This window comes from Streptomyces sp. NPDC008150, from assembly GCF_042956945.1.
In the GTDB taxonomy this organism is placed as follows: domain Bacteria; phylum Actinomycetota; class Actinomycetes; order Streptomycetales; family Streptomycetaceae; genus Streptomyces.
Genome location: NZ_JBIBHJ010000008.1, coordinates 250808 through 272671, shown reverse-complemented (window position 1 = coordinate 272671; position 21864 = coordinate 250808). Strand labels below are relative to the sequence as shown.

Sequence of the window (21864 nt, the reverse complement as noted above, 5' to 3'; positions counted from 1 at the left end):
CCGTCAGGACACCCGCAGCTCCAGGATCCGGTCGTCGCCCGCCTTCGGGTCCCCGCGCCCGTCCGTGTTGCTGGTGACCAGCCACAGCCTGTCGTCCCCGGCCGCGACCACCGTGCGCAGCCGTCCGTACTTGCCGTTCAGGAAGGACTGCGGGTCCGCCGACGCCTTCGTGCCGTCGAGCGGGACGCGCCACAGGCGCTCGCCCTTCAGCCCCGCCATCCAGATCGAGCCGTCGGCGTACGCGATGCCGCTGGGCGAGGCGTCGTCGGTGTGCCACTGGGCGATCGGGTTCGTGTACTTCGCGTTCTTCGACGTGCCCTCGGCGTCCGGCCAGCCGTAGTCGGCGCCCGGCTTGATCGCGTTCAGCTCGTCCCAGGTGTCCTGGCCGAACTCGGACGCGAACAGCCGCTGCTCCGGGTCCCAGGCCAGGCCCTGCACGTTGCGGTGGCCGTAGCTGTAGACCGGCGAGTCCGGGAACGGGTTGCCCGGCGCGGGCTCGCCGTCCGGGGTGAGCCGCAGGATCTTGCCGCCGAGGGACTTGGTGTCCTGGGACAGGCCCTGCTTGCCGCTCTCGCCGGTGCCCGCGTACAGCATCCCGTCCGGGCCGAAGGCGATCCGGCCGCCGTTGTGGATGTAGCCCTTGGGGATGCCCTTGAAGACGGTGCTCGGGGCGCCCAGCTGCTCGCCGGCCGGCTTCTTGTCGTCGTAGAGCATCCGCACGATGCGGTTGTCGGAGGCCGAACTGAAGTACGCGTAGACCATGTGGTCGGAGCCGAAGTCGGGGGAGAGGGCGAGACCGAGCAGGCCGCCCTCGCCTGCCGGGGAGACCCCGGAGACCTCGCCCAGTTCGGTCTTCTTCCCGGTCGCCGTGTCGACGCGCGTGACGGTGCCCTCGTCGCGGGAGGCGACGAGGAGGCCGTCGCCGTCCGGCAGCGGGGCCACGCCCCACGGGCTCTTCAGCCCCGTGGCCACCGTCCGCAGCACCCGCACGGTGCCCTTCGCGGGCGGCGCGGACGCCGTCTCCGGCGACGGGGCCGCGGACGGCGACGTCGCGGCGGTGGCCGGGGCGCCGGGGGTGGCGCCCCCGTCGGCGGACCCGCCGTCCCCGGAGGAGCAGCCCGCCGCCAGCAGCAGCGCGAGCACGGCGGCCGGGGCGGAGGCGGCCTGTGCGGTTCGACGGTGCACGTTCATGGTCCCTCGGGTCCTCTCGGCGCGGCGGTCTCTTCCTGTCTACACCGCCCGCGTCCCCCTGGTTCCCGGTCCGGGGCACCGGTACGCGCGTGGTCCGCGCCCGGCGTCCCCGCGCGAGGGCCGTCCCGTCAGTCCCAGGAGCCCCGCGCGGCGGGCAGGGCGGCCACCTCCGCGAGGTCGCGCGGCGTCAGCGCCAGGGCGGCGGCGCGGGCGTTCTCGGCCGCCCAGCGCGCCCGCTTCGCCCCCGGCACCGGCACGACGTGCGGGCCCTGCGCCAGCACCCACGCGAGGGCCACCTGCGCGGGGGTGACGTCGTCGCCGTGCCGGGCGGCGATGCGGCGCAGGCCGGCCACGACGGGCTGGTTCGCCGCCATCATCTCGGCGGTGAAGCGCGGATGCCGGGCCCGCACGTCGTCCGCCTCGAACCCCTCGCCCGGCACGAGCGTCCCGGTGAGGAAGCCGTTGCCGAGCGGCATCGCCGCCAGGAACCCGACGCCGCGCGCGGAGCACCACGGCAGCAGCCGCTCCAGCGCCTCGGGCGACCACACGGACAGTTCGGCCTGCACGGCGCTCACCGGGAACACCTGCTGCACGCACTCCAGTTGACGCACCGTCGCGTCGAACAGCCCCGCCCCCGGCCGGCGCCGGGCGCGCGCGCCCACCGCGCACAGCCCCAACGCCCGTACCTTTCCCGCCCGTACGAGCTCCGCCATCGCGCCCCAGGTCTCCTCCACGGGCACCTCCGGGTCGGCGCGGTGCAGTTGGTACAGGTCGATGACGTCCGTCTGGAGGCGGCGCAGCGAGGCGTCGCAGGCACGTCTGACGTACCCGGGGCGGCCGTTGGCGACGAGGTGCTGCTCGCCGACCAGCAGGCCGACCTTCGTGGACACGAACGCCTCCCGGCGCCGCTGTCTCAACACCCGCCCCAGCAGCAGTTCGTTGGTGAACGGGCCGTACATGTCGGCGGTGTCCAGGAGCGTGGTCCCCGCGTCGAGCGCGCCGTGCACGGTCCGCAGCGACTCGTCGCCGCGCTGGCGCGAGCCGCTGTAGGCCCAGCTCATCGGCATGCACCCCAGCCCGACGGCGCCCACCGAGAGTCCCGTCGCGCCGATCGTCCTGCGCTCCACCTGGTCGTGCCCCTCCCTCTCCCGCCACCCCCAACCTAACCTCTGCCTGCACGGCCCCTGACATAGCCTCCTGGCATGAGCACCGACGTATGGCTTCCCGTCCGCCCGGAGGAGATCGAGGGACTCCCCGAGGGGCCCCGCTACCTGTTCTGGGACGGGGGTGAGGACGGCGACCAGGAGTTTCCCGGCGATCCGGCGGACTGCGCCGTGTACGTCGTGCCGTACATGAAGCGGCAGCCGGTCAAGACCCGGCCGCTGGCGCGGCTGCGCAACGTGGAGGTGGTGCAGACCCTCACCGCCGGGATCGACGACGTGCTGCCCGCGGTCTCCTCGCTGCCGCCCGGGGTGCGGCTGTGCAACGCCCGCGGCGTCCACGAGGCGAGCACCGCGGAACTGGCGCTCACCCTCACCCTCGCCTCGCTGCGCGGGGTGCCCGGTTTCGTGAGGCAGCAGCAACGGCAGCACTGGCAGGGCGACTTCCACCCGGCGCTCGCCGACCGGCGGGTGCTGATCGTCGGTTACGGCTCGATCGGCGCCGCGATCGAGGACCGGCTCGTGCCGTTCGAGGTCGCCGGGGTGGACCGGGTCGCCCGCTCCGCGCGCACGACGGAGCGCGGCCCGGTCCACCCGGTCGCCCAACTGCCCGCCCTGCTCCCGGAGGCGGACGTCGTGATCCTGTCGACACCGCTGTCCGACGCCACCCGCCACCTGGTGGACGCGGAGTTCCTGGCCCGCATGAAGGACGGCGCCCTGCTGGTCAACGTGGCCCGGGGCGCGGTCGTCGACACCGAAGCGCTGGTGGCCGAGCTGGCAACGGGGCGCATCACGGCGGCGGTTGACGTGACCGACCCCGAACCCCTGCCCGCGGGGCACCCGTTGTGGAGCGCGCCGGGCGTGCTGATCAGCCCGCACGTCGGCGGTCCGACCTCCGCCTTCCTGCCGCGCGCCAAGCGGTTGCTGGCCGACCAGTTGAATCGATACACGCGCGGTGAACCACTGCGTAACGTGATCCTGACGACGGGAGGGGAGGACGCGTGATCCGTTTCGGGCACCGTCCGCGAGCCCCCGGAGGCGGAGCGTGCCCGCAACTCCCCTGGTCGTCACGGAGCGTAGAGGAACTATGTCCCTGAGTGACGAGACTGGTGTATCGTCCCGACAGGGGCTGCGCCGTTGACCGTTCGGCGCCGGGGACACGTTTCAGACTGTGAGGGGGGCGACGGGCGATGCACGGCCAATGGACGAGCGATCCGACGCGGCGGAACCGCCGGCGGCGACCCTGGCGCACGACGGCGGCGCATGTTCGCCGCCCCCGCGCCGAACACCCCGGCAGGCCGGAGAGCCCGCCCGGCCCGCAGGGCCACCCGCCCCGCGGCCGCGGTGGCCGCAGGCGCCAGTCACCGGCGGCGCGGCGGGACCAGGACCCGTCGGCGGCACGGACCGGGAGGCCCCGGTGAGCCCGTCGCCGTCCTCCGCCGGCACTCTCGACGCGGCCCCGCGCCCGCAGGGCCGCCCGGGGCCGCTGCTGCCCCGCCCGCCGGCCGCGGGCGGCGCGGGCAGCCTGGCCCGCCAGTTGCTGCTCGCCCTGGTCTGCGCCGGTTACGCGGTGGGTTCCGCCGTGGGCTGGGGATCGCCCGAAGCCGCCCTGTTCATGGGGGACTTCGGCCTCAGCCTCGCGGCCGGCAGCGCCGCCGTCTCGTGCTTCCTCTACGCGCGCCGACGGCGGGTCCGGTTTCGACCGGCCTGGCTGCTGTTCGGGATCTCCTCGACCATGGCGGCCCTCGGCAACGCGGTGTGGGGCTGGTACGAGGTCGTCCTCGACGAGCCGGTGCCCAGCCCCAGTTGCGCGGACTTCTTCTTCCTCTGCTTCGCCCCGCCCGCCATCGTCGGCCTGCTCGTCCTCGCCAAGAGGCCGGTCAGCAAGGCGGGTTGGATCTGCCTGGGCCTCGACGCCTGGCTGATCGGCGGCTCGCTGCTCACCCTGTCGTGGAGCCTCGCGCTCGCGCAGGCCGCCCGCTTCGACGGGCCGAGCGTGGCGCACGCCGCGCTGTCGCTGGCCTACCCGCTGCTCGACATCGCCCTCGTCAGCATGGTGCTCGCGCTGCACTTCCGGCGCTCCGCGATGAACCGCTCCGCGGTCAACACCGCCATCGGCGCCCTCGCCCTGACCGTGATGTGCGACGCCCTGTTCACCTCGCCCCTGCTGCACTACAACTACCGCTCCGGGCAACTGCTCGACGCCGGCTGGTTCGCCGGTTCGCTGCTCCTCGCGTACGCGCCCTGGGCCGCCCCGCGCACCGACGCGGACGGCGACGGGCACACCCGGGTGGTGCGCGGTCACGTACCGGGGCGGCCGTCCCCGGGGCCCGACACCTCCGCGGTCCCGTCCCCGCTGCCCGGCGAGGCCGGCCGGTACGCGGTGGCCCGCCCCATCTCCGGCTCGCTCGCGGCCCTCGCGCCGTACCTGGCCGCCGCGGTCTGCACGCTCGGCGTGCTCTACAACGTCCTCAGCGGCAACAGCGTCGACCGCGTCGTGCTGGTCACCGCGGGCGCGGTCGTGCTCGCGCTGGTGGTCCGGCAGGGCATCATGCTGCTCGACAACATCACCCTCACGCAGGAACTGGCGCACAAGGAGAACCACTTCCGCTCCCTGGTGCAGGGTTCCAGCGACGTCATCATGATCGCGGCGCCCAACGGCGTCCTGCGGTACGTCTCCCCGGCCGCCGCCGGCGTCTACGGACGGGCCGCCGAGGACCTGGTCGGCACCGAACTGGCGGGCCTCATCCATCCGTCGGACCTCGGCGAGGTGGTGCACGAGGTGCGCCGCTTCCTCACCGCGAGCCCCGTCGAGGAGCCCACCACCCGTATCGAGTGCCGCTTCCGCTCCGGCGCCGGTGGCTGGCTCAACGTCGAGTCCACCGTCAACCGGCACCACGGCGGGCTGATCTTCAACAGCCGCGACGTCACCGAACGCGTGCGCCTCCAGGCCCAGTTGCAGCACAACGCCGAGCACGACCCGCTCACCGACCTGCCCAACCGCGCCCTGTTCACCCGGCGGGTGCAGCAGGCACTGGCCGGCCGCAGGCTCTCCGACCGCGGCACCGCCGTGCTCTTCATCGACCTCGACGGCTTCAAGGCCGTCAACGACAGCATCGGCCACCAGGCCGGTGACGAACTGCTGGTGCAGGCCGCGCGCAGGCTCCAGGACGCCGTCCGGCACGGGGACACCGCCTCGCGGCTCGGCGGCGACGAGTTCGCGGCCCTGATCGTCGGCGACGGCGGCAGCGACCACGCCGCCCGCGAGCAGCACATCCTGGACCTCGCCGACCGGCTGCGGCTGACCCTCTCGCAGCCGTACCTCATCGACGGCAACGACGTCCGCGTCGCCGCGTCCATCGGCGTCGCCTTCGCCGAACCGGCCGTCGGGGCGGGCGAGTTGCTGCGCAACGCCGACCTCGCGATGTACCGCGCCAAGTCCACGGGCAAGGGCCGCGTCGAGCTGTACGCGCCGCAGATGCAGCAGGACGTCGCCCGCAAGGCGGAGCTGGCCACGCGGCTGCGCGCCGCCCTGAGCGACGGCGAGTTCGCCCTGCTGCACCAGCCCGTGGTCAGGCTGGAGGACGGCCGGATCACCTCCGTCGCCGCGCAGCCGCGCTGGCGCGCCCCGCAGGGCGTGCCGTTCACGCCCGCCGAGTTCCTGCGGGTCGCCGAGGACGCCGACCGCACCGCCGAACTGGGCCGCTGGGTCCTCAGGGAGGCCGTCGCGCAGGCCGCCGAGCGTGCCGCGTCGGGCCTGCCCGTGCCGGTGACGATCCGCACCAGCGTCCGCCGCCTGCTCGACCGCTCCCTGCCGCTGGGGTCCGTCGAGGCGCTGCTCACCCGGCACGGTCTGCCGTCGGGCTCCCTCGTCATCGAACTGGCCGACCCCGACCCGCGGGTGGGCCTCGACGAACTGGAGCGCCGCCTCAACGCCCTGCGGCGCGTCGGCGTCCGTATCGCGCTGGACGGCTTCGGCTCCGGCTATGCGGCGATCACCGCCCTCCGGCGGCTCCCGGTCGACGTCCTGAAGCTGGATCGGGGCCTGGTGGAGGGAGTCGTGGAGTCCGCCCGGCTCCACAAGATCACCAGCGGGCTGCTGCGGATCGCCACCGATCTCGGCATGCAGTCCGTCGCGGACGGCGTCGACCTGCCCGAACAGGTCGAGGCGCTGCGGGCGATGGGCTGCACGCACGGCCAGGGCATGGCGTTCTCCGCCGGCCTCGACGAGTACCGGCTGCGCCGCGCGCTGGTGTCCGGCCGCTACCCGGTACCGCACCCCACCAGCCAGATCGCCTTCGCCGCGGGCGCTCCGGCCACCGTGCTGCCCGGCGTTGCAGCGATCCTCGGGGGAGGCTCAAGCCTGCGCTCACATAATGAGACTCCCGTCCCACCCACTTGACACTGAGTGCGTGCCGGGGGGAGGGTCAGTTCCATGCGCACCCGAATTCTCGTACTTGGACAGCGCGTCGGCTGAGCTGGGAACCACCGGATGGGCATCCGGAATCCCCAGCGACCCACACCGGCGCGCTCCCCTCGCTTGCCTCACGGCACGAGGGGTTTTTTGTTGCACGGACACCCTCCGGACAACACCAGAACACCGCACGAAGTACGCAAAACACCCTCAGCTTCGAGAAGAGAATGCCGATGACCGAGCAGGCCACCGGGGACCGTCACCCGCAGCCGCGGCCCCGTTCCGGAGGACAGCCGTCCGCGCCCGAGCACGTCACGGGTGCGCAGTCCCTCATCCGCTCTCTCGAGGAGGTGGGGGTAGACACGGTGTTCGGCATCCCGGGCGGCACGATCCTCCCCGCCTACGACCCGCTCATGGACTCGACCCGGGTGCGCCACGTCCTGGTCCGCCACGAGCAGGGCGCGGGCCACGCCGCCGAGGGATACGCGCTGGCGACCGGCAAGGTCGGCGTCTGCATGGCGACCTCGGGTCCCGGCGCCACCAACCTGGTCACCCCGCTGGCCAACGCGCACATGGACTCGGTGCCGCTGGTCGCGATCACCGGCCAGGTGGTGTCGTCCTCGATCGGCACGGACGCCTTCCAGGAGGCGGACATCGTCGGCATCTCGATGCCGGTCACCAAGCACAGCTTCCTGGTCACCGCGGCCGAGGACATCCCGCGGGTCGTCGCGCAGGCGTTCCACATCGCCTCCACCGGCCGTCCGGGCCCCGTCCTCGTCGACATCCCGAAGGACCTGCTCCAGGCGAAGACCACGTTCTCCTGGCCGCCGGTCATGGACCTGCCGGGCTACCGCCCGGTGACCAAGCCGCACGCCAAGCAGATCCGCGAGGCCGCCAAGCTCGTCACCTCCGCGAAGCGGCCCGTCCTCTACGTCGGCGGCGGTGTCCTGAAGGCCAACGCCACCGCCGAGTTGAAGGTCCTCGCGGAACTGACCGGAGCGCCCGTCACCACCACGCTGATGGCGCTCGGCGCGTTCCCCGACAGCCACCCGCTGCACGTGGGAATGCCGGGCATGCACGGGTCGGTCGCCGCCGTCACCGCGCTGCAGAAGGCCGACCTGATCGTCGCCCTCGGAGCCCGCTTCGACGACCGGGTCACCGGCCGGCTGGACAGCTTCGCGCCGCACGCGAAGATCGTCCACGCCGACATCGACCCGGCCGAGATCGGCAAGAACCGCATCGCCGACGTGCCGATCGTCGGTGACGCCCGCGAGGTCATCGCCGACCTCGTGCAGGCGGTGCAGAAGGAACACGCGGACGGCCACCAGGGCGACTACAGCGCCTGGTGGAAGGACCTCAGCCGCTGGCGCGAGACCTACCCGCTCGGCTACGACCAGCCGGCCGACGGTTCGCTCTCCCCGCAGCAGGTCATCCAGCGCATCGGCCAACTCGCCCCGGACGACACGATCTTCACCGCGGGCGTGGGCCAGCACCAGATGTGGGCCGCGCACTTCATCCAGTACGAGAAGCCCGCGTCGTGGCTCAACTCCGGCGGCGCCGGCACGATGGGCTACGCGGTGCCCGCCGCGATGGGCGCCAAGGCCGGGGCACCCGACCGCACGGTGTGGGCCATCGACGGCGACGGCTGCTTCCAGATGACCAACCAGGAGCTCACCACCTGCTCCCTGAACAACATCCCGGTCAAGGTCGCCATCATCAACAACGGCGCCCTCGGGATGGTCCGCCAGTGGCAGACCCTCTTCTACAACCAGCGCTACTCCAACACCGTGCTGCACTCCGGACCGGGGGCCAGCGGCAAGGAGCCGAGCGCCGGGACGCGGGTTCCCGACTTCGTCAAGCTGGCGGAGGCCATGGGCTGCTACGCGATCCGCTGCGAGTCCGTGGACGACCTGGACAAGTGCATCGAAGAGGCCAACGCGATCAACGACCGGCCCGTGGTCATCGACTTCATCGTCCACCAGGACGCCATGGTGTGGCCGATGGTCGCCGCCGGCACGTCCAACGACGAGATCCTGGCCGCCCGTGACGTCCGCCCGGACTTCGGCGACAACGAAGACGACTGAGAGCCGCAGGAAGAGGTAGGTCCCCCATGTCCAAGCACACGCTCTCCGTCCTGGTGGAGAACACCCCGGGCATCCTCGCCCGGATCGCCGCGCTGTTCTCCCGCCGCGGCTTCAACATCGACTCCCTCGCGGTCGGTGTCACCGAGCACCCCGACATCTCCCGCATCACCATCGTGGTCAACGTCGAGGCGCTCCCGCTCGAACAGGTCACCAAGCAGCTCAACAAGCTGGTCAACGTCCTGAAGATCGTCGAGCTGGACCCGGCCGCCGCCGTGCAGCGCGAACTGGTCCTGGTGAAGGTGCGCGCCGACAACGAGACGCGCTCCCAGATCGTCGAGATCGTCCAGCTCTTCCGCGCCAAGACGGTCGACGTCTCCCCGGAGGCCGTCACCATCGAGGCCACCGGCGGCAGCGACAAGCTGGAGGCCATGCTGAAGATGCTGGAGCCGTTCGGCATCAAGGAACTGGTCCAGTCCGGCACCATCGCCGTGGGCCGCGGCGGCCGTTCGATCACCGACCGGTCGCTGCGCGCCCTCGACCGCTCCGCCTGACCCCCGCGCGGGCGGCCCGGACGACGGCCGCCCGCCCCCGCGGTGCCGCCCGCATCGCGAGACCCCCGAACCTCCCTCGCCCGCCCCGTCATACGGTGGGACGCAACACCTGCACCCCAAGGAGAGAACCCAAAGTGGCCGAGCTGTTTTACGACGCTGACGCCGACCTGTCCATCATCCAGGGCCGCAAGGTCGCGGTCATCGGCTACGGCAGCCAGGGCCACGCCCACGCGCTGTCGCTGCGCGACTCCGGTGTCGACGTCCGCGTCGGTCTGCACGAGGGCTCCAAGTCCAAGGCCAAGGCCGAGGAGCAGGGCCTGCGCGTGGTGACGCCCGCCGAGGCCGCCGCCGAGGCCGACGTCATCATGATCCTGGTCCCGGACCCGATCCAGGCCCAGGTCTACGAGGAGTCCATCAAGGACAACCTCAAGGACGGCGACGCGCTGTTCTTCGGCCACGGCCTGAACATCCGCTTCGACTTCATCAAGCCGCCGGCCAACGTCGACGTCTGCATGGTCGCCCCCAAGGGCCCCGGTCACCTGGTGCGCCGCCAGTACGAGGAGGGCCGCGGCGTTCCGTGCATCGTGGCCGTCGAGCAGGACCCGTCGGGCAACGGCCTGGCGCTGGCCCTCTCGTACGCGAAGGGCATCGGCGGCACCCGCGCCGGCGTCATCAAGACGACCTTCACCGAGGAGACCGAGACCGACCTGTTCGGTGAGCAGGCCGTCCTCTGCGGTGGCACCGCCGCCCTGGTCAAGGCCGGTTTCGAGACGCTGACCGAGGCCGGTTACCAGCCCGAGATCGCGTACTTCGAGTGCCTGCACGAGCTGAAGCTCATCGTCGACCTCATGTACGAGGGCGGCCTGGAGAAGATGCGCTGGTCCGTCTCGGAGACCGCCGAGTGGGGCGACTACATCACCGGCCCGCGGATCATCACGGACGCCACCAAGGCCGAGATGAAGAAGGTCCTCGCCGAGATCCAGGACGGCACCTTCGCCAAGAACTGGATGGACGAGTACCACTCGGGCCTGAAGAAGTACAACGAGTACAAGAGCCAGGACGAGAAGAGCCTCCTGGAGACCACCGGCAAGGAGCTGCGCAAGCTCATGAGCTGGGTGAACGACGAGGAGGCGTAAGCCTTCACGGAGGGGCCGGGGCACAACTCCCCGGCCCCTCCGGGCACATCCGGACCCATTGCGGCGTCCTGGTGTTGTCCATCCCGTCCAGCCACGGACGGGTGATCCTTACGCAGGGGCGCATGACGATGCAGCCGGCGCCACTACACTGCTGGACACATACGCGTCAGGCCCACAGAGTCGTGCGTCTTCCACGCGGCCGGGGGAGTCAACGCCCCGGCACCCCTCCTCCGCCTGCGGCCGTCGGGACGGCCGTCCGCACGCTTTGGACTTGTGAGGACCCACGTGAGCTCGAAACCTGTCGTACTCATCGCCGAAGAGCTGTCGCCCGCCACCGTGGACGCGCTCGGTCCGGACTTCGAGATCCGCCACTGCAACGGCGCGGACCGGGCCGAACTGCTCCCCGCCCTCGCCGACGTGGACGCGATCCTGATCCGCTCCGCGACCAAGGTCGACGCCGAGGCGGTCGCCGCCGCCAAGCGCCTGAAGGTCGTCGCGCGCGCCGGTGTCGGTCTGGACAACGTCGACGTCTCCGCCGCCACCAAGGCCGGCGTGATGGTCGTCAACGCGCCGACCTCCAACATCGTGACCGCCGCGGAGCTGGCCTGCGGCCTGCTGCTCGCCACGGCCCGCAACATCCCGCAGGCCAACGCCGCGCTCAAGAACGGCGAGTGGAAGCGCAGCAAGTACACCGGCGTCGAACTCGCCGAGAAGACCCTCGGCGTGGTCGGCCTCGGCCGCATCGGCGCCCTCGTCGCGCAGCGCATGTCGGCCTTCGGCATGAAGGTCGTCGCGTACGACCCCTACGTCCAGCCTGCACGGGCCGCGCAGATGGGCGTCAAGGTCCTCACGCTGGACGAGCTGCTCGAAGTCTCCGACTTCATCACCGTCCACCTGCCGAAGACCCCCGAGACGGTCGGTCTCATCGGCGACGAGGCGCTGCGCAAGGTGAAGCCGACCGTGCGCATCGTCAACGCCGCGCGCGGCGGGATCGTCGACGAGGAGGCGCTGTACTCGGCGCTCAAGGAGGGCCGCGTCGCCGGCGCCGGCCTCGACGTGTACACCAAGGAACCCTGCACGGACTCCCCGCTGTTCGAGTTCGACCAGGTCGTCGCCACCCCGCACCTGGGCGCCTCCACCGACGAGGCGCAGGAGAAGGCCGGCATCGCCGTCGCCCGCTCCGTGCGGCTCGCGCTGGCCGGTGAACTCGTCCCGGACGCGGTCAACGTCCAGGGCGGCGTCATCGCCGAGGACGTCAAGCCGGGCCTGCCGCTCGCCGAGAAGCTCGGCCGCATCTTCACCGCGCTGGCGGGCGAGGTCGCGGTGCGGCTCGACGTCGAGGTGTACGGCGAGATCACCCAGCACGACGTGAAGGTGCTCGAACTGTCCGCGCTCAAGGGCGTGTTCGAGGACGTCGTCGCCGAGACGGTGTCGTACGTCAACGCCCCGCTGTTCGCGCAGGAGCGCGGCGTCGAGGTGCGGCTGACCACCAGCTCGGAGTCGCCCAACCACCGCAACGTCGTCACCGTCCGCGGCACGCTCGCCGGCGGCGAGGAGGTCGCGGTCTCGGGCACGCTGGCCGGACCCAAGCACCTCCAGAAGATCGTCGCCGTCGGCGAGTACGACGTGGACCTGGCGCTCGCCGACCACATGGTCGTCCTGCGCTACGAGGACCGTCCCGGTGTCGTCGGCACCGTCGGCCGGGTCTTCGGCGAGGCGGGCATCAACATCGCGGGCATGCAGGTCTCCCGGGCCGGTGAGGCGGGCGCCGAGGCGCTCGCCGTGCTGACCGTGGACGACACCGTCCCCGCGCCGGTGCTGGCGGAGATCGCCGCCGAGACCGGCGCCACCTCGGTGCGCTCGGTCAACCTGCAGAACTGACCACGGGCGGGCGCCGGTTGCCCGCCGACGACGAGGGGCCCGGCCCGTTCCGCAGCTGCGGACGGACCGGGCCCCTCGTCGTTCCCGCGCTCAACCCGCCTGTGCCCGAGCGGCGTTGGCGGGTGCCGGCCGGGTGCCGGGTTCGGCCCGCCGACCGGGCAGGTCCGCCGCCCCGGCGCCGCCGGCGTCCTCGCCTCCGCCTTCCGGCCCGCCTGTCGCGCCGCGCAGCATCAGCAGGGCCGCGACTGCCGCCGCCAGCAGCAGGGCGCCCGCGCAGACCGCCGCGACGGTCATGCCGTGGGTGAACGCCGTGCGGGCGGTCGCGGTCAGCTCGGCCCCGGCGCGTGCGGGCAGGGCGCGGGCGACGGCGAGGGCGCCGCCCAGGGTCTCGCGGGCCGGCCCCGGGGCGCCGTCGGGCATCCCGCCGCGGAAGACGGCCGTGCCGACCGATCCCAGCACCGCCATGCCGAGGGCGCCGCCGAACTCCTGGCCCGTCTCCAGCACGGCGGAGGCGGTACCGGCCCGCTCCGGCGGTGCGGTGGACAGCGCCAGGTCGGTGATCTGCGACATCACCACGACGATGCCCGCCGCCAGCACGCCCGCCCCGGCCAGCACCAGCCACAGCGAGTCCGTTCCGGCCGGGACCAGCAGCGCGAACCCGGCCGCCGACACGGTGAACCCGCCGGCCACCACCACCGGGCGCCGCACCCCGCGGGCCACCAGGGAGGCCGCCAGCGGGGCGGCGGCGCCGATGACGACGGACGGCACGAGCGACCATAGGGCCGCCGACAGCGGGGACTTGCCCAGTACCGACTGGAGGTACTGCGTGGTGAAGTACGCCGAGCCCATCATCGCGAACGCGGCGACGAGGTTGAGCCCCGCGGCGGCACCGAAGCCGCGGGCCCGGAACAGCGACGGCGGGATCATCGGCACCGCCGCGGTGCGCTGCCGCCGTACGAACAGGGCGGCGAACAGCAGCCCCACGGTGAGGGAGGCGACGTACCCCGGGTGTGCCCCGTGGGCCGCGATCTCCTTCAGCCCCCAGATCACCGGCAGCACGGCGGCCAGCGACAGCGGGACGCCCAGCAGGTCGAAGCGGCCCGGCGCGGGGTCGCGGGACTCCGGCAGCAGGATCGGTCCGAGCACCAGCAGCATCAGCATGGCGGGCAGGTTGACGAGGAAGACCGAGCCCCACCAGAAGTTCTCGACGAGCACACCGCTGAGCACCGAGCCGAGCGCGACGCCACCGGTCATCACGCCGGACCAGACGGCGACGGCCTTCGCCCGCTGCCGCGCGTCGCGGAACATCTGCCGCACCAGCGCCATGGTGGACGGCATCAGGGTGGCGCCGCCCACCCCCAACACCGCCCGCGCCGCGATGAGTTGGCCCGGGGTCTGCGCGTAGGCCGCAGCGACGGAGGCGAGCCCGAAGGCCGCCGCGCCGGCCAGCAGCAGCCGGCGCCGCCCGATCCGGTCGGCGAGCGAACCCATGGTCAGCAGCAGGCCGGCGAGCACGAAGCCGTACATGTCGAAGATCCAGAGCTGCTGCGTCGAGCTGGGCTCCAGGTCGGCGGTGATCGCGGGGATGGCGAAGTAGAGGACGGAGACGTCCATGGAGACCAGCAGCAGCGGCAGCATCAGCACGCACAGCGCGGTCCATTCCCGGCGCCCGGCAAGGGAGTTGGGGGCGGCGGACGACGGGGTGCTCGGCGGATTGCTCGGCGGGTTCGTCATGACGGTGAATGTACGGGCGTCTTAAACGCTTGTCTAGTACGCACGTATAGAACGCTCGTATGGTACGCCCGTATGGGACGGTTGTCCCAGGCGCGGGTAGGGTGGCGCGCATGGGAAACCGTGAGGATCTGCTCGAAGGTGCCAGGCGCTGCCTGCTGGAGAAGGGGTTCGCGCGCACCACGGCGCGCGACATCGCACGGGCGTCGGGCGCCAACCTGGCGTCCATCGGCTACCACTACGGCTCCAAGGACGCCCTGCTCGCCGAGGCGTACGTGGCGCTGGTGGGGGACCAGTCCGAGAGCTTCGACCCGGCCGCCGACGTGGCGTCCACGGCGCCGGGCTCGCCGGAGCGGTTCCGCGCGGTGTGGTCCAACGTCGTTGCCACGATGGGCAAACCGGACTCGATCTGGCACCTGAGCATCGAGGTCATCGCGATGGGGGACAGCATCCCGGCGGTCCGCGAGCACCTGGCGGTGGCGCAGCGGGAGGGCGGGCGCGGCCTGGTGTCGATGCTCCACGACATCCCGGAGCCGGAGGTCACCGACGAACAGATCGACACGCTCGGCCAGTTGTACATGTGCCTGATGTCGGGCCTGATCGTCCAGCACACCTTCGACCCGGAGTCGGCCCCGAGCGGCGAGCAGCTCACGGAGGGGTTGCTGCGGGTGACGGCGGGGTTCGGGGACGCGGGACCGCGGGGCTGACCTCTGACCGCCCGGCGCCCCTCGTCCGGGGCGCTACAGCCGCGCCCCCTTCAGCGCCATGTGCAGCAGCAGGCGGTCCTCGCCGTCGTCCAGGTCCAGGCCCGTGAGCTGCTCGACGCGGGACAGGCGGTAGTACAACGTCTGCCGGTGGATGCCCAGTTCGGCCGCGGTGCGGCCGGCCTGGCCCGCGCAGTCCAGGTAGACCTCGGCCGTGCGGGCCAGCTCCCGCTGGGCGGGGGAGAGCAGGGCGGCGACCGCCGGGTCGTGGGCCGCGTCCGAGGGCAGCGTCGTGAGCAGCCGGTACGGCCCGATCGCGGACCACTCCGCGACCGGGCCGAACCGCGGTTCCGCCAGCGCGGCCCGCGCCGCGCCCGCCGCCTCCTGCCAGGCCGCGTCCAACTCGCCCAGCCCGCCCCGGGGTTCGCCCACCCCGGCGGCGGCCCGCGCGGTGCGGTCCGTCGCGCTCCAGGTCTCCGCGCGTTCCCGCAGCAGCCGTGCGGCGACCGTCAGGGCGGGGGCCCGTACGTCCGTCGCGCGCAGCCGCACCAGCACCGCCAGGCACTGCGCGCTCGCGCCCCACGGCGCCGTGCACAGCGCGGTGACGTGCGGCACCGCCCGCGCGGAGGGGGCGTCGTCGGGGTCGGCGGAGGGCCACGGCGCGACGCACACCAGGGTGTGCGGGCCCTCGCCGCGCGTGCCGAGCGCCGTGCGCAGCGCGGCCACCGCCATGTCCCGCTGCCAGCCCCGTTCGGCCGTCAGCACCGCGCGCAGCTCGCGCGTCAGGTCGGCGCCGGCCTGCGCCTCGTCCGCGAGCAGCGCGCCGATCCGCCCGGTGACCTCCATCGCGGCGGCGAGCTGCTGATCGGTGGGGCCCGGCTCGCCGTCCAGGAGCCACACGTATCCGAGGACGACACCCCGATGGCGTACCGGCAGGCAGATCCGGCCGCGGGTCACGCCGGCCTCCGGGGTGGGCGGGATGCGGACCGGGCCGGTGGCCCGGGTGATGCCGAACCCCTCGAACCAGGAGCGGACCGCCGCGGTCGAGCGGCGGGTGAGGATCGAGCGGGTGCGCACGGGGTCCAGGGCGGCGGCGTCGAGGTCCTGCTCACTGTCGTACACGCCGAACGAGATCAGCTCGAAGTCGCGGTTCTCCAGCGTCGCCGGAGCGTCCAGCAGCTCCGAGATCTCGTCGACCAGCTCCTGGTAGTCGCCCCTGTATTCCGACGTCACGAGGCCATTGTCCCGCACCCGCCGGAAACCTTCATACATCTGTCTGAGATCCGGGGCACGGATGCGTGACAGGTGTCCGTGGCCGAGGATCGAAAGGGTCCCTAGGTTTCACGGTGGTTCCCCGTGCCGTGCCAGATCGGCCGGGTCACGGCCGTTACGGCCCCGTCAGTGGAGGTGCCCCGTGCTGGGTCCCGTGATTCTCGCCGCCTCGCGCAGCGACAAGATGCGCCGCCTGATCTCGGCCGCCCCGGTCACCAAGCAGGTCGTCGACCGCTTCATCCCCGGCGAGACCGTCGACGGCGTCGTGCCGATCATCACGGACCTCACCGACAAGGGCCTCGAACTCACCATGGACGTCGTCGGTGAGGACATCACCACGCCGGAGCAGGCCGCCGCCGCCCGGGACGCGTACCTGGAGCTGATCGACCACCTCAAGGACCTCGGCCTCGGCACCCGCGCCGAGATGTCCGTGAAGCTCTCGATGTTCGGCCAAGCGCTGGAGAACGGCCATGAGCTGGCCCTCGCCAACGTGCGCCCCGTCGTCGAGGCCGCCGCCGCGATCGGCACCACGGTCACCCTGGACGCCGAGGACCACACCACCCTCGACTCGATGTTCGCCATCCACGAGGAGCTGCGGAAGGACTTCCCGCAGACCGGCTGCGTGATCCAGGCGTACCTGTTCCGCACCGAGGACGACGCCCGCCGCCTGGCCGCCGCCGGTAGCCGCGTCCGCATCGTGAAGGGCGCCTACAAGGAGCCCGCGTCGGTCGCGTACCAGCAGCGCGCGGAGATCGACAAGGCGTACGTGCGGATCCTGAAGATCCTCATGTTCGGCGACGGCTACCCGATGGTCGGCTCGCACGACCCGCGCCTGATCACCATCGCGCAGGAGCTGGCCCGGCAGGCCGGCCGCAAGCTCGACGAGTACGAGTTCCAGATGCTGTACGGCATCCGCGGCGACGAGCACCTGCGCCTGGCCGCCGAGGGGCACCGGATGCGCGTCTACACCGCCTACGGCACCGACTGGTACGGCTACTTCATGCGCCGCCTCGCGGAGAAGCCCGCGAACCTGCGCTTCTTCCTCCGCTCGATGATCAGCAAGGGCTGACACCCGGACCGGCCCCCGCCGCCCCCGCAAGCTCAAGCGCCCCGCTCAGCAAAGGAGTTACGCAACCCATGGACGCCGTGACCCAGGTCCCCACCCCCGTCAACGAGCCGGTGCACGGCTACGCCCCCGGTTCGCCCGAGCGTGCCCGGCTGGAGGCCAGGCTCAAGGAGCTGGCCGAGAACCCGGTCGACCTGCCGATGACCATCGGCGGCGAGAAGCGCCTCGGCGGCGGCGACGCCTTCCAGGTCGTGCAGCCGCACAACCACAAGGCCGTGCTCGGCACCGGCCGCAACGCCACCCGCGAGGACGCCCAGGACGCGATCGACGCCGCCCTGGCCGCCGCCCCCGCGTGGCGCGCGATGTCCTTCGACGACCGCGCGGCGATCATCCTGCGCGCCGCCGAGCTGCTGTCCGGCCCCTGGCGCGAGACGCTGGCCGCCTCCACCATGCTCGGCCAGTCGAAGACCGCCCAGCAGGCCGAGATCGACTGCCCCTGCGAGCTCGTCGACTTCTGGCGCTTCAACGTCCACTACGCCCGCCAGATCCTGGCCGAGCAGCCCCCGGCGAACTCGGCCGGCGTGTGGAACCGCATGGACCACCGCCCGCTGGAGGGCTTCGTCTACGCGATCACGCCGTTCAACTTCTCGGCCATCGCCGCGAACCTCCCCACCGCCCCGGCCCTCATGGGCAACGTCGTGGTGTGGAAGCCGTCCCCGACGCAGACCCACGCCGCCGTCCTGCTCATGCAGGTCCTGGAGGAGGCCGGGCTGCCCAAGGGCGTCATCAACCTGGTGACCGGCGACGGCATCGCCGTCTCCGAGGTGGCCCTGGAGCACCGCGACCTCGCGGGCATCCACTTCACCGGCTCGACGAAGACCTTCCAGCACCTGTGGAAGACCGTCGGCAACAACATCGAGAAGTACCGCGCCTACCCGCGCCTCGTCGGCGAGACCGGCGGCAAGGACTTCCTCGTCGCCCACCCGAGCGCCGACCGCGCCGTGCTGAAGACCGCGCTGACCCGCGGTGCCTTCGAGTACCAGGGCCAGAAGTGCTCGGCCACCTCGCGCGCCTACATCCCCGCCTCCATCTGGAACTCCGGTTTCAAGGAGGAGTTCGCGGCGGAGGTCGACGGCCTGACCATGGGTGACGTCACCGACCTGTCGCACTTCATCGGCGCCGTGATCGACGAGCGTGCCTTCGCGAAGAACAAGGCCGCCATCGACCGCGCCAAGAGCGACCCGACCTGCACGGTCGTCGCGGGCGGCAGCTACGACGACTCGGTCGGCTACTTCGTGCGCCCGACCGTCGTCGAGTGCACCGACCCGGAGAACGAGGTCTTCACGACCGAGTATTTCGGCCCGTTCCTCGGCGTCTACGTCTACGAGGACGACAAGTACGACGAGATGCTGGAGCAGATGGAGTCGGTCTCCGACTACGCCCTGACCGGTTCCGTCATCGCCAACGACCGCGCCGCGGCGGCCCACACGGCCGACAAGCTGCGCTACGCCGCCGGCAACTTCTACATCAACGACAAGTCGACCGGCGCCGTCGTCGGCCAGCAGCCCTTCGGCGGCGGCCGCTCCTCCGGCACCAACGACAAGGCCGGTGCCCCGCAGAACCTGATGCGCTGGACGCTGACCCGCGCCATCAAGGACTCGCTGGTCTCCCCGACCGACTACACCTACCCGCACATGGGCTGATCTCCGGCCCGTTCCCCCCAACGGGCCGGTCACCGGGCCGGGTTCCGCTCCTCGGAGCGGGGCCCGGCCCGTGCGCGTTCCGGACCCGGAAAATCGTCCCGGTGCCCCAACAGCCCCCGCGCGGCCGCTGCTTCGACCACACTGACCTCATGACTCTCCGCCCGCACACCGCCCGCGTCGTCAGCACCGGCGAGCTCGGCCTCGCCGCACTCGGAGAGCTGCACGCGTTCCTCGACGCGGCCTTCGACGGCGGCTTCGGCGACGACGACTGGGCGCACGCCCTCGGCGGCACCCACGTCCTGCTGTCCGACGAACGGGGCCTGGCCGCCCACGGCTGCGTCGTCCCGCGCGAGGTCGAGCACCGCGGCCGGGTCCTGCGCACCGGGTACGTCGAGGCGGTCGCCGTGCGGCCGGGATCGCGGCGCGGCGGCCTCGGCGCCCTGGTCATGGCCGAACTGGAGGCCGTCCTCGACGACCGGTACGAGCTGGGCGCGCTCTCCGCCAGCGACGAGGGCGCGCACCTGTACCGCTCGCGCGGCTGGCAGTTGTGGGCGGGGCAGGTCCACGCCCACGGTCCCGAGGGCCCGGTCCGGCTGTCCGACGAGGAGGACAGCACCTTCGTCCGCCCGACGCCGGGGGCGCCCCTCGACCCGGCGCACCCGCTGGTCTTCGACTGGCGCGAGGGCGACGTGCTCTGAGCCCGTCAACTCTGCTGCCGTGCGGGCGGGTTGGACTCACCGCGTCGCGCGCACCAGGGTCTTGCCCGTGTTGCCGCCCCGCAGCATCGACAGGAACGCCTCCACGATCCGCTCGAAGCCGTCGACGACCGTCTCGTCCGACTCCAGCCGTCCCGCGAGGAGATGGGGCACGGCGAACGCGTACAGCTCCTCCTGGAGATCCAGGTGGTCGCGCACCAGGAACCCCTCGATACGCAGGCTCTTCTCGACGACCCCGGCGTGGTCGAGGACGACGGGCGGGGCGTCCGGGTGGTTGTACTGGCTGATCGTGCCCACCCGCACGACCCTGCCGCGCGGCCGCAACGCGCTGATCGCGGCGCCCAGTTGACCGCCGCCCACGTTGTCGACGAACAGGTCGATCCCGGTGGGCGCGGCCTTGGCGAGGAGGTCGGCCGCGGGTCCCGCCCGGTGGTCGAACGCCGCGTCGTAGCCGACCCGTTCGGTCAGGTACGCCACCTTCGCGGGGCCGCCCGCGCTGCCGACGAGCCGGCCGGCGCCCAGCAGCCGCGCGAACCGTCCCGCGGCGGTGCCGACACCGCCGGCCGCGGCCGACACGAACACGTCGTCGCCCTCGCGCAGCCGGGCGATCCGGGTCAGGGCCGTGTACGCGGTCAGCCCGGTGCCGCCGAGCACGCCCAAGTACGCCGAGAGCGGCACCCCTTGATGGTGCGGCAGGTGCCGGACCTCGTCCGGGCGGACCACGGAGTGGGTGCGCCAGCCGTGCCGGTGGAAGACGATCTCGCCCTCGGGCAGGGCCGGTTCGCGGGACGCGACGACCCGGCCGAGCGCACGCCCCTCCAGCGGGGCGTCCAGTGCGAAGTCGCCGTCCATCATCTCCCGGTGGTACGGGTCCACCGACCAGTAGAGGTTCTCCACCAGGGCGGTGCCGGGCGCGGGCTCCGGCACGGGCGACTCCGCGAAGCGGAAGTGGGCGGCGGTGGGGAAGCCGGTCGGACGGGAGGTCTGCTGCACGGTGAGCGCGGTCTCGGTCATGGCGGCGACGCTAGGGCGGAATTCCGGCGCCGGGCACCGGGTTGGGCTCATGGAACGTCCGGGTCCATGAGACGTCCGCATACGCGCAGGCGGGAGCCCCCACGATGAGCACACCTGGTCCGCGACCGAGCACCCGGGGCGCGCCGGCCTCCGTCCCCGACCTCGCGCCGCAGGAGCTGCGCGTGCTGGTCGCCGTGGCCCGCGAGGGCGGCTTCTCGGCGGCCGGTGCCGCCCTCGGCACCACGCAGTCCGCCGTCTCCCACGCCGTGCGCACCCTCGAACGCAAGCTGGGCGTCGTGCTGTTCGACCGCGGCCGGCACGGCGCCCGCCCCACGGCCGCCGGTGAACGCGCCGTCGCGCACGCCCGGCGGGTGCTGCGGATGCTGGAGGCGCTGGTCGCGGAGGCGCGGGGCGCCGGCGCGGGGCCGGACGGCGGCGACACTGCGGCCGGGCCGCTGCGCGTCGCCGCGTTCCGCAGCGCGGCCCTGCACCTGCTGCCGCCGGCCCTCGAACGGCTGGCCGCACGGCATCCGGGCCTGGAGCCGACCGTGCGCGTGGTGCGGGAGGTCGGCGCCGGGGTGGCCGGGGAGGTCGCCGCCGGGCGGGCCGACATCGGGATCGCGACCCTGGGCACGGCCGTGCCGCTGCCGCCGGGGGTGGTGGGGGAGGTGCTCCTGGAGGAGCCCTACGCCCTGGTCCACCCGGCCGGGCATCCCGACCCGCGCTCGCTGCCGCTGGTCGACTGGACCGAGAACTGCTCGTCGTCCACGCGGCGGTGGTGGGCCGCGCAGGACTGGCTGCCGACGGCGACCGTGCGCGCGGAGGACGACGGGGCGGTGCTCTCGATGGTGGGCATCGGTCTCGGCATGGCGGTGATGCCGGTGCTCTCCCTGAGCGGAGCACCGCTCACCGTCGAGATCACCGCTCTCGGTCCCGGCCGCCCCACCCGTCGCATCGGTCACGTCACCACTCCCGAGTCGGCGCGGACCCTCGCCGTGCGCTCTCTCGTGCGGGAGCTGCGCGCGGTCCGGCACGACGCCGTACGCCACCTGGCCGTCTGACGTTTCCGCAGGTGAAGCACACTCGGCTTGAGTTTCCGTCTCAGATAGTAGGAAGTCCGAGTAATTGTGGAGACAGATGACCTCCGCTCCCTTAGCTTTGTAGGAGCCGAACGTCTCGCCAGATCCGGCGATCGGCGGTCGTGAGCGTGCCCCGCGCAGGCAACCCCTGCGGCACGGCTC

Annotated in this window: 16 protein-coding genes; 11 read left to right on the top strand and 5 right to left on the bottom strand. The window is 72.5% G+C overall.

All coding sequences use genetic code 11. The annotated features are described in order from the left end of the window. Positions 1-3: 3 nt before the first annotated feature. The gene (locus ACFZA0_RS21605; protein ID WP_391019296.1) at positions 4-1191 is read right to left on the bottom strand and encodes a PQQ-dependent sugar dehydrogenase; all 1188 of its coding nucleotides are present in this window, start codon (positions 1189-1191) and stop codon (positions 4-6) included. 128 nt (positions 1192-1319) lie between these two features. Further along, positions 1320-2318: an aldo/keto reductase gene (locus tag ACFZA0_RS21600; protein WP_391019293.1), complete on the bottom strand. Its 999-nt coding sequence runs from the start codon at positions 2316-2318 to the stop codon at positions 1320-1322. A 75-nt stretch (positions 2319-2393) separates the two neighbouring features. Between ACFZA0_RS21600 and ACFZA0_RS21595 the strand changes: the two genes are divergently transcribed. From ACFZA0_RS21595 to serA, 6 genes are all read left to right on the top strand, one after another. Then, positions 2394-3356 (top strand): NAD(P)-dependent oxidoreductase, encoded by a 963-nt coding sequence (locus tag ACFZA0_RS21595; RefSeq protein WP_391019291.1) that lies wholly within the window; start codon positions 2394-2396, stop codon positions 3354-3356. Between the two features lie 196 nt (positions 3357-3552). Next, on the top strand, positions 3553-6753 hold the full coding sequence (locus tag ACFZA0_RS21590) for an EAL domain-containing protein (protein WP_391019288.1): 3201 nt from the start codon (positions 3553-3555) through the stop codon (positions 6751-6753). 245 nt (positions 6754-6998) lie between these two features. Then, positions 6999-8849, top strand: a complete 1851-nt coding sequence (locus tag ACFZA0_RS21585; RefSeq protein WP_391019286.1) for an acetolactate synthase large subunit — start codon at positions 6999-7001, stop codon at positions 8847-8849. Positions 8850-8875: 26 nt separating this feature from the next. Then, complete coding sequence (gene ilvN, locus ACFZA0_RS21580; protein ID WP_391019283.1) at positions 8876-9400, top strand: acetolactate synthase small subunit; 525 nt, start codon at positions 8876-8878, stop codon at positions 9398-9400. 134 nt (positions 9401-9534) lie between these two features. Then, complete coding sequence (gene ilvC / locus ACFZA0_RS21575; protein ID WP_391019280.1) at positions 9535-10536, top strand: ketol-acid reductoisomerase; 1002 nt, start codon at positions 9535-9537, stop codon at positions 10534-10536. A 285-nt stretch (positions 10537-10821) separates the two neighbouring features. Continuing rightward, positions 10822-12417 (top strand): phosphoglycerate dehydrogenase, encoded by a 1596-nt coding sequence (gene serA / locus ACFZA0_RS21570; RefSeq protein WP_391019277.1) that lies wholly within the window; start codon positions 10822-10824, stop codon positions 12415-12417. Positions 12418-12507: 90 nt separating this feature from the next. Here serA and ACFZA0_RS21565 read toward each other — a convergent pair whose 3' ends face one another. Then, positions 12508-14151: an MFS transporter gene (locus tag ACFZA0_RS21565; protein ID WP_391019274.1), complete on the bottom strand. Its 1644-nt coding sequence runs from the start codon at positions 14149-14151 to the stop codon at positions 12508-12510. A 110-nt stretch (positions 14152-14261) separates the two neighbouring features. Here ACFZA0_RS21565 and ACFZA0_RS21560 point away from each other — a divergent pair, with 110 nt between their 5' ends. Then, on the top strand, positions 14262-14855 hold the full coding sequence (locus tag ACFZA0_RS21560; protein ID WP_391019271.1) for a TetR family transcriptional regulator: 594 nt from the start codon (positions 14262-14264) through the stop codon (positions 14853-14855). 33 nt (positions 14856-14888) lie between these two features. Here ACFZA0_RS21560 and ACFZA0_RS21555 read toward each other — a convergent pair whose 3' ends face one another. Next, complete coding sequence (locus tag ACFZA0_RS21555) at positions 14889-16124, bottom strand: helix-turn-helix domain-containing protein (RefSeq protein ID WP_391019269.1); 1236 nt, start codon at positions 16122-16124, stop codon at positions 14889-14891. 142 nt (positions 16125-16266) lie between these two features. Between ACFZA0_RS21555 and ACFZA0_RS21550 the strand changes: the two genes are divergently transcribed. From ACFZA0_RS21550 to ACFZA0_RS21540, 3 genes are all read left to right on the top strand, one after another. Continuing rightward, entirely contained in the window at positions 16267-17193 is a 927-nt protein-coding gene (locus tag ACFZA0_RS21550) for a proline dehydrogenase family protein (RefSeq protein ID WP_391019266.1), read from the top strand. A gap of 68 nt (positions 17194-17261) precedes the next feature. Beyond that, positions 17262-18893: an L-glutamate gamma-semialdehyde dehydrogenase gene (gene pruA / locus ACFZA0_RS21545; protein ID WP_391019263.1), complete on the top strand. Its 1632-nt coding sequence runs from the start codon at positions 17262-17264 to the stop codon at positions 18891-18893. A gap of 149 nt (positions 18894-19042) precedes the next feature. Beyond that, positions 19043-19591, top strand: a complete 549-nt coding sequence (locus tag ACFZA0_RS21540; protein ID WP_391019260.1) for a GNAT family N-acetyltransferase — start codon at positions 19043-19045, stop codon at positions 19589-19591. 36 nt (positions 19592-19627) lie between these two features. On the opposite strand, the gene ACFZA0_RS21535 is transcribed toward ACFZA0_RS21540, so the two are convergent. After that, positions 19628-20623: a zinc-binding dehydrogenase gene (locus ACFZA0_RS21535; RefSeq protein WP_391019258.1), complete on the bottom strand. Its 996-nt coding sequence runs from the start codon at positions 20621-20623 to the stop codon at positions 19628-19630. 104 nt (positions 20624-20727) lie between these two features. Here ACFZA0_RS21535 and ACFZA0_RS21530 point away from each other — a divergent pair, with 104 nt between their 5' ends. Continuing rightward, positions 20728-21684: a LysR substrate-binding domain-containing protein gene (locus ACFZA0_RS21530; protein WP_391019255.1), complete on the top strand. Its 957-nt coding sequence runs from the start codon at positions 20728-20730 to the stop codon at positions 21682-21684. Positions 21685-21864 lie beyond the last annotated feature (180 nt).

Coding starts and splice junctions, on each gene's coding strand:
- ACFZA0_RS21605 (WP_391019296.1), bottom strand. CDS start 1,191: ATGAACGTGCACCGTCGAACCGCACAGGCCGCCTCCGCCCCGGCCGCC.
- ACFZA0_RS21595 (WP_391019291.1), top strand. CDS start 2,394: ATGAGCACCGACGTATGGCTTCCCGTCCGCCCGGAGGAGATCGAGGGA.
- ACFZA0_RS21590 (WP_391019288.1), top strand. CDS start 3,553: ATGGACGAGCGATCCGACGCGGCGGAACCGCCGGCGGCGACCCTGGCG.
- ACFZA0_RS21585 (WP_391019286.1), top strand. CDS start 6,999: ATGACCGAGCAGGCCACCGGGGACCGTCACCCGCAGCCGCGGCCCCGT.
- ilvN (WP_391019283.1), top strand. CDS start 8,876: ATGTCCAAGCACACGCTCTCCGTCCTGGTGGAGAACACCCCGGGCATC.
- ACFZA0_RS21565 (WP_391019274.1), bottom strand. CDS start 14,151: ATGACGAACCCGCCGAGCAATCCGCCGAGCACCCCGTCGTCCGCCGCC.
- ACFZA0_RS21560 (WP_391019271.1), top strand. CDS start 14,262: ATGGGAAACCGTGAGGATCTGCTCGAAGGTGCCAGGCGCTGCCTGCTG.
- ACFZA0_RS21555 (WP_391019269.1), bottom strand. CDS start 16,124: ATGTATGAAGGTTTCCGGCGGGTGCGGGACAATGGCCTCGTGACGTCG.
- pruA (WP_391019263.1), top strand. CDS start 17,262: ATGGACGCCGTGACCCAGGTCCCCACCCCCGTCAACGAGCCGGTGCAC.
- ACFZA0_RS21540 (WP_391019260.1), top strand. CDS start 19,043: ATGACTCTCCGCCCGCACACCGCCCGCGTCGTCAGCACCGGCGAGCTC.
- ACFZA0_RS21535 (WP_391019258.1), bottom strand. CDS start 20,623: ATGACCGAGACCGCGCTCACCGTGCAGCAGACCTCCCGTCCGACCGGC.
- ACFZA0_RS21530 (WP_391019255.1), top strand. CDS start 20,728: ATGAGCACACCTGGTCCGCGACCGAGCACCCGGGGCGCGCCGGCCTCC.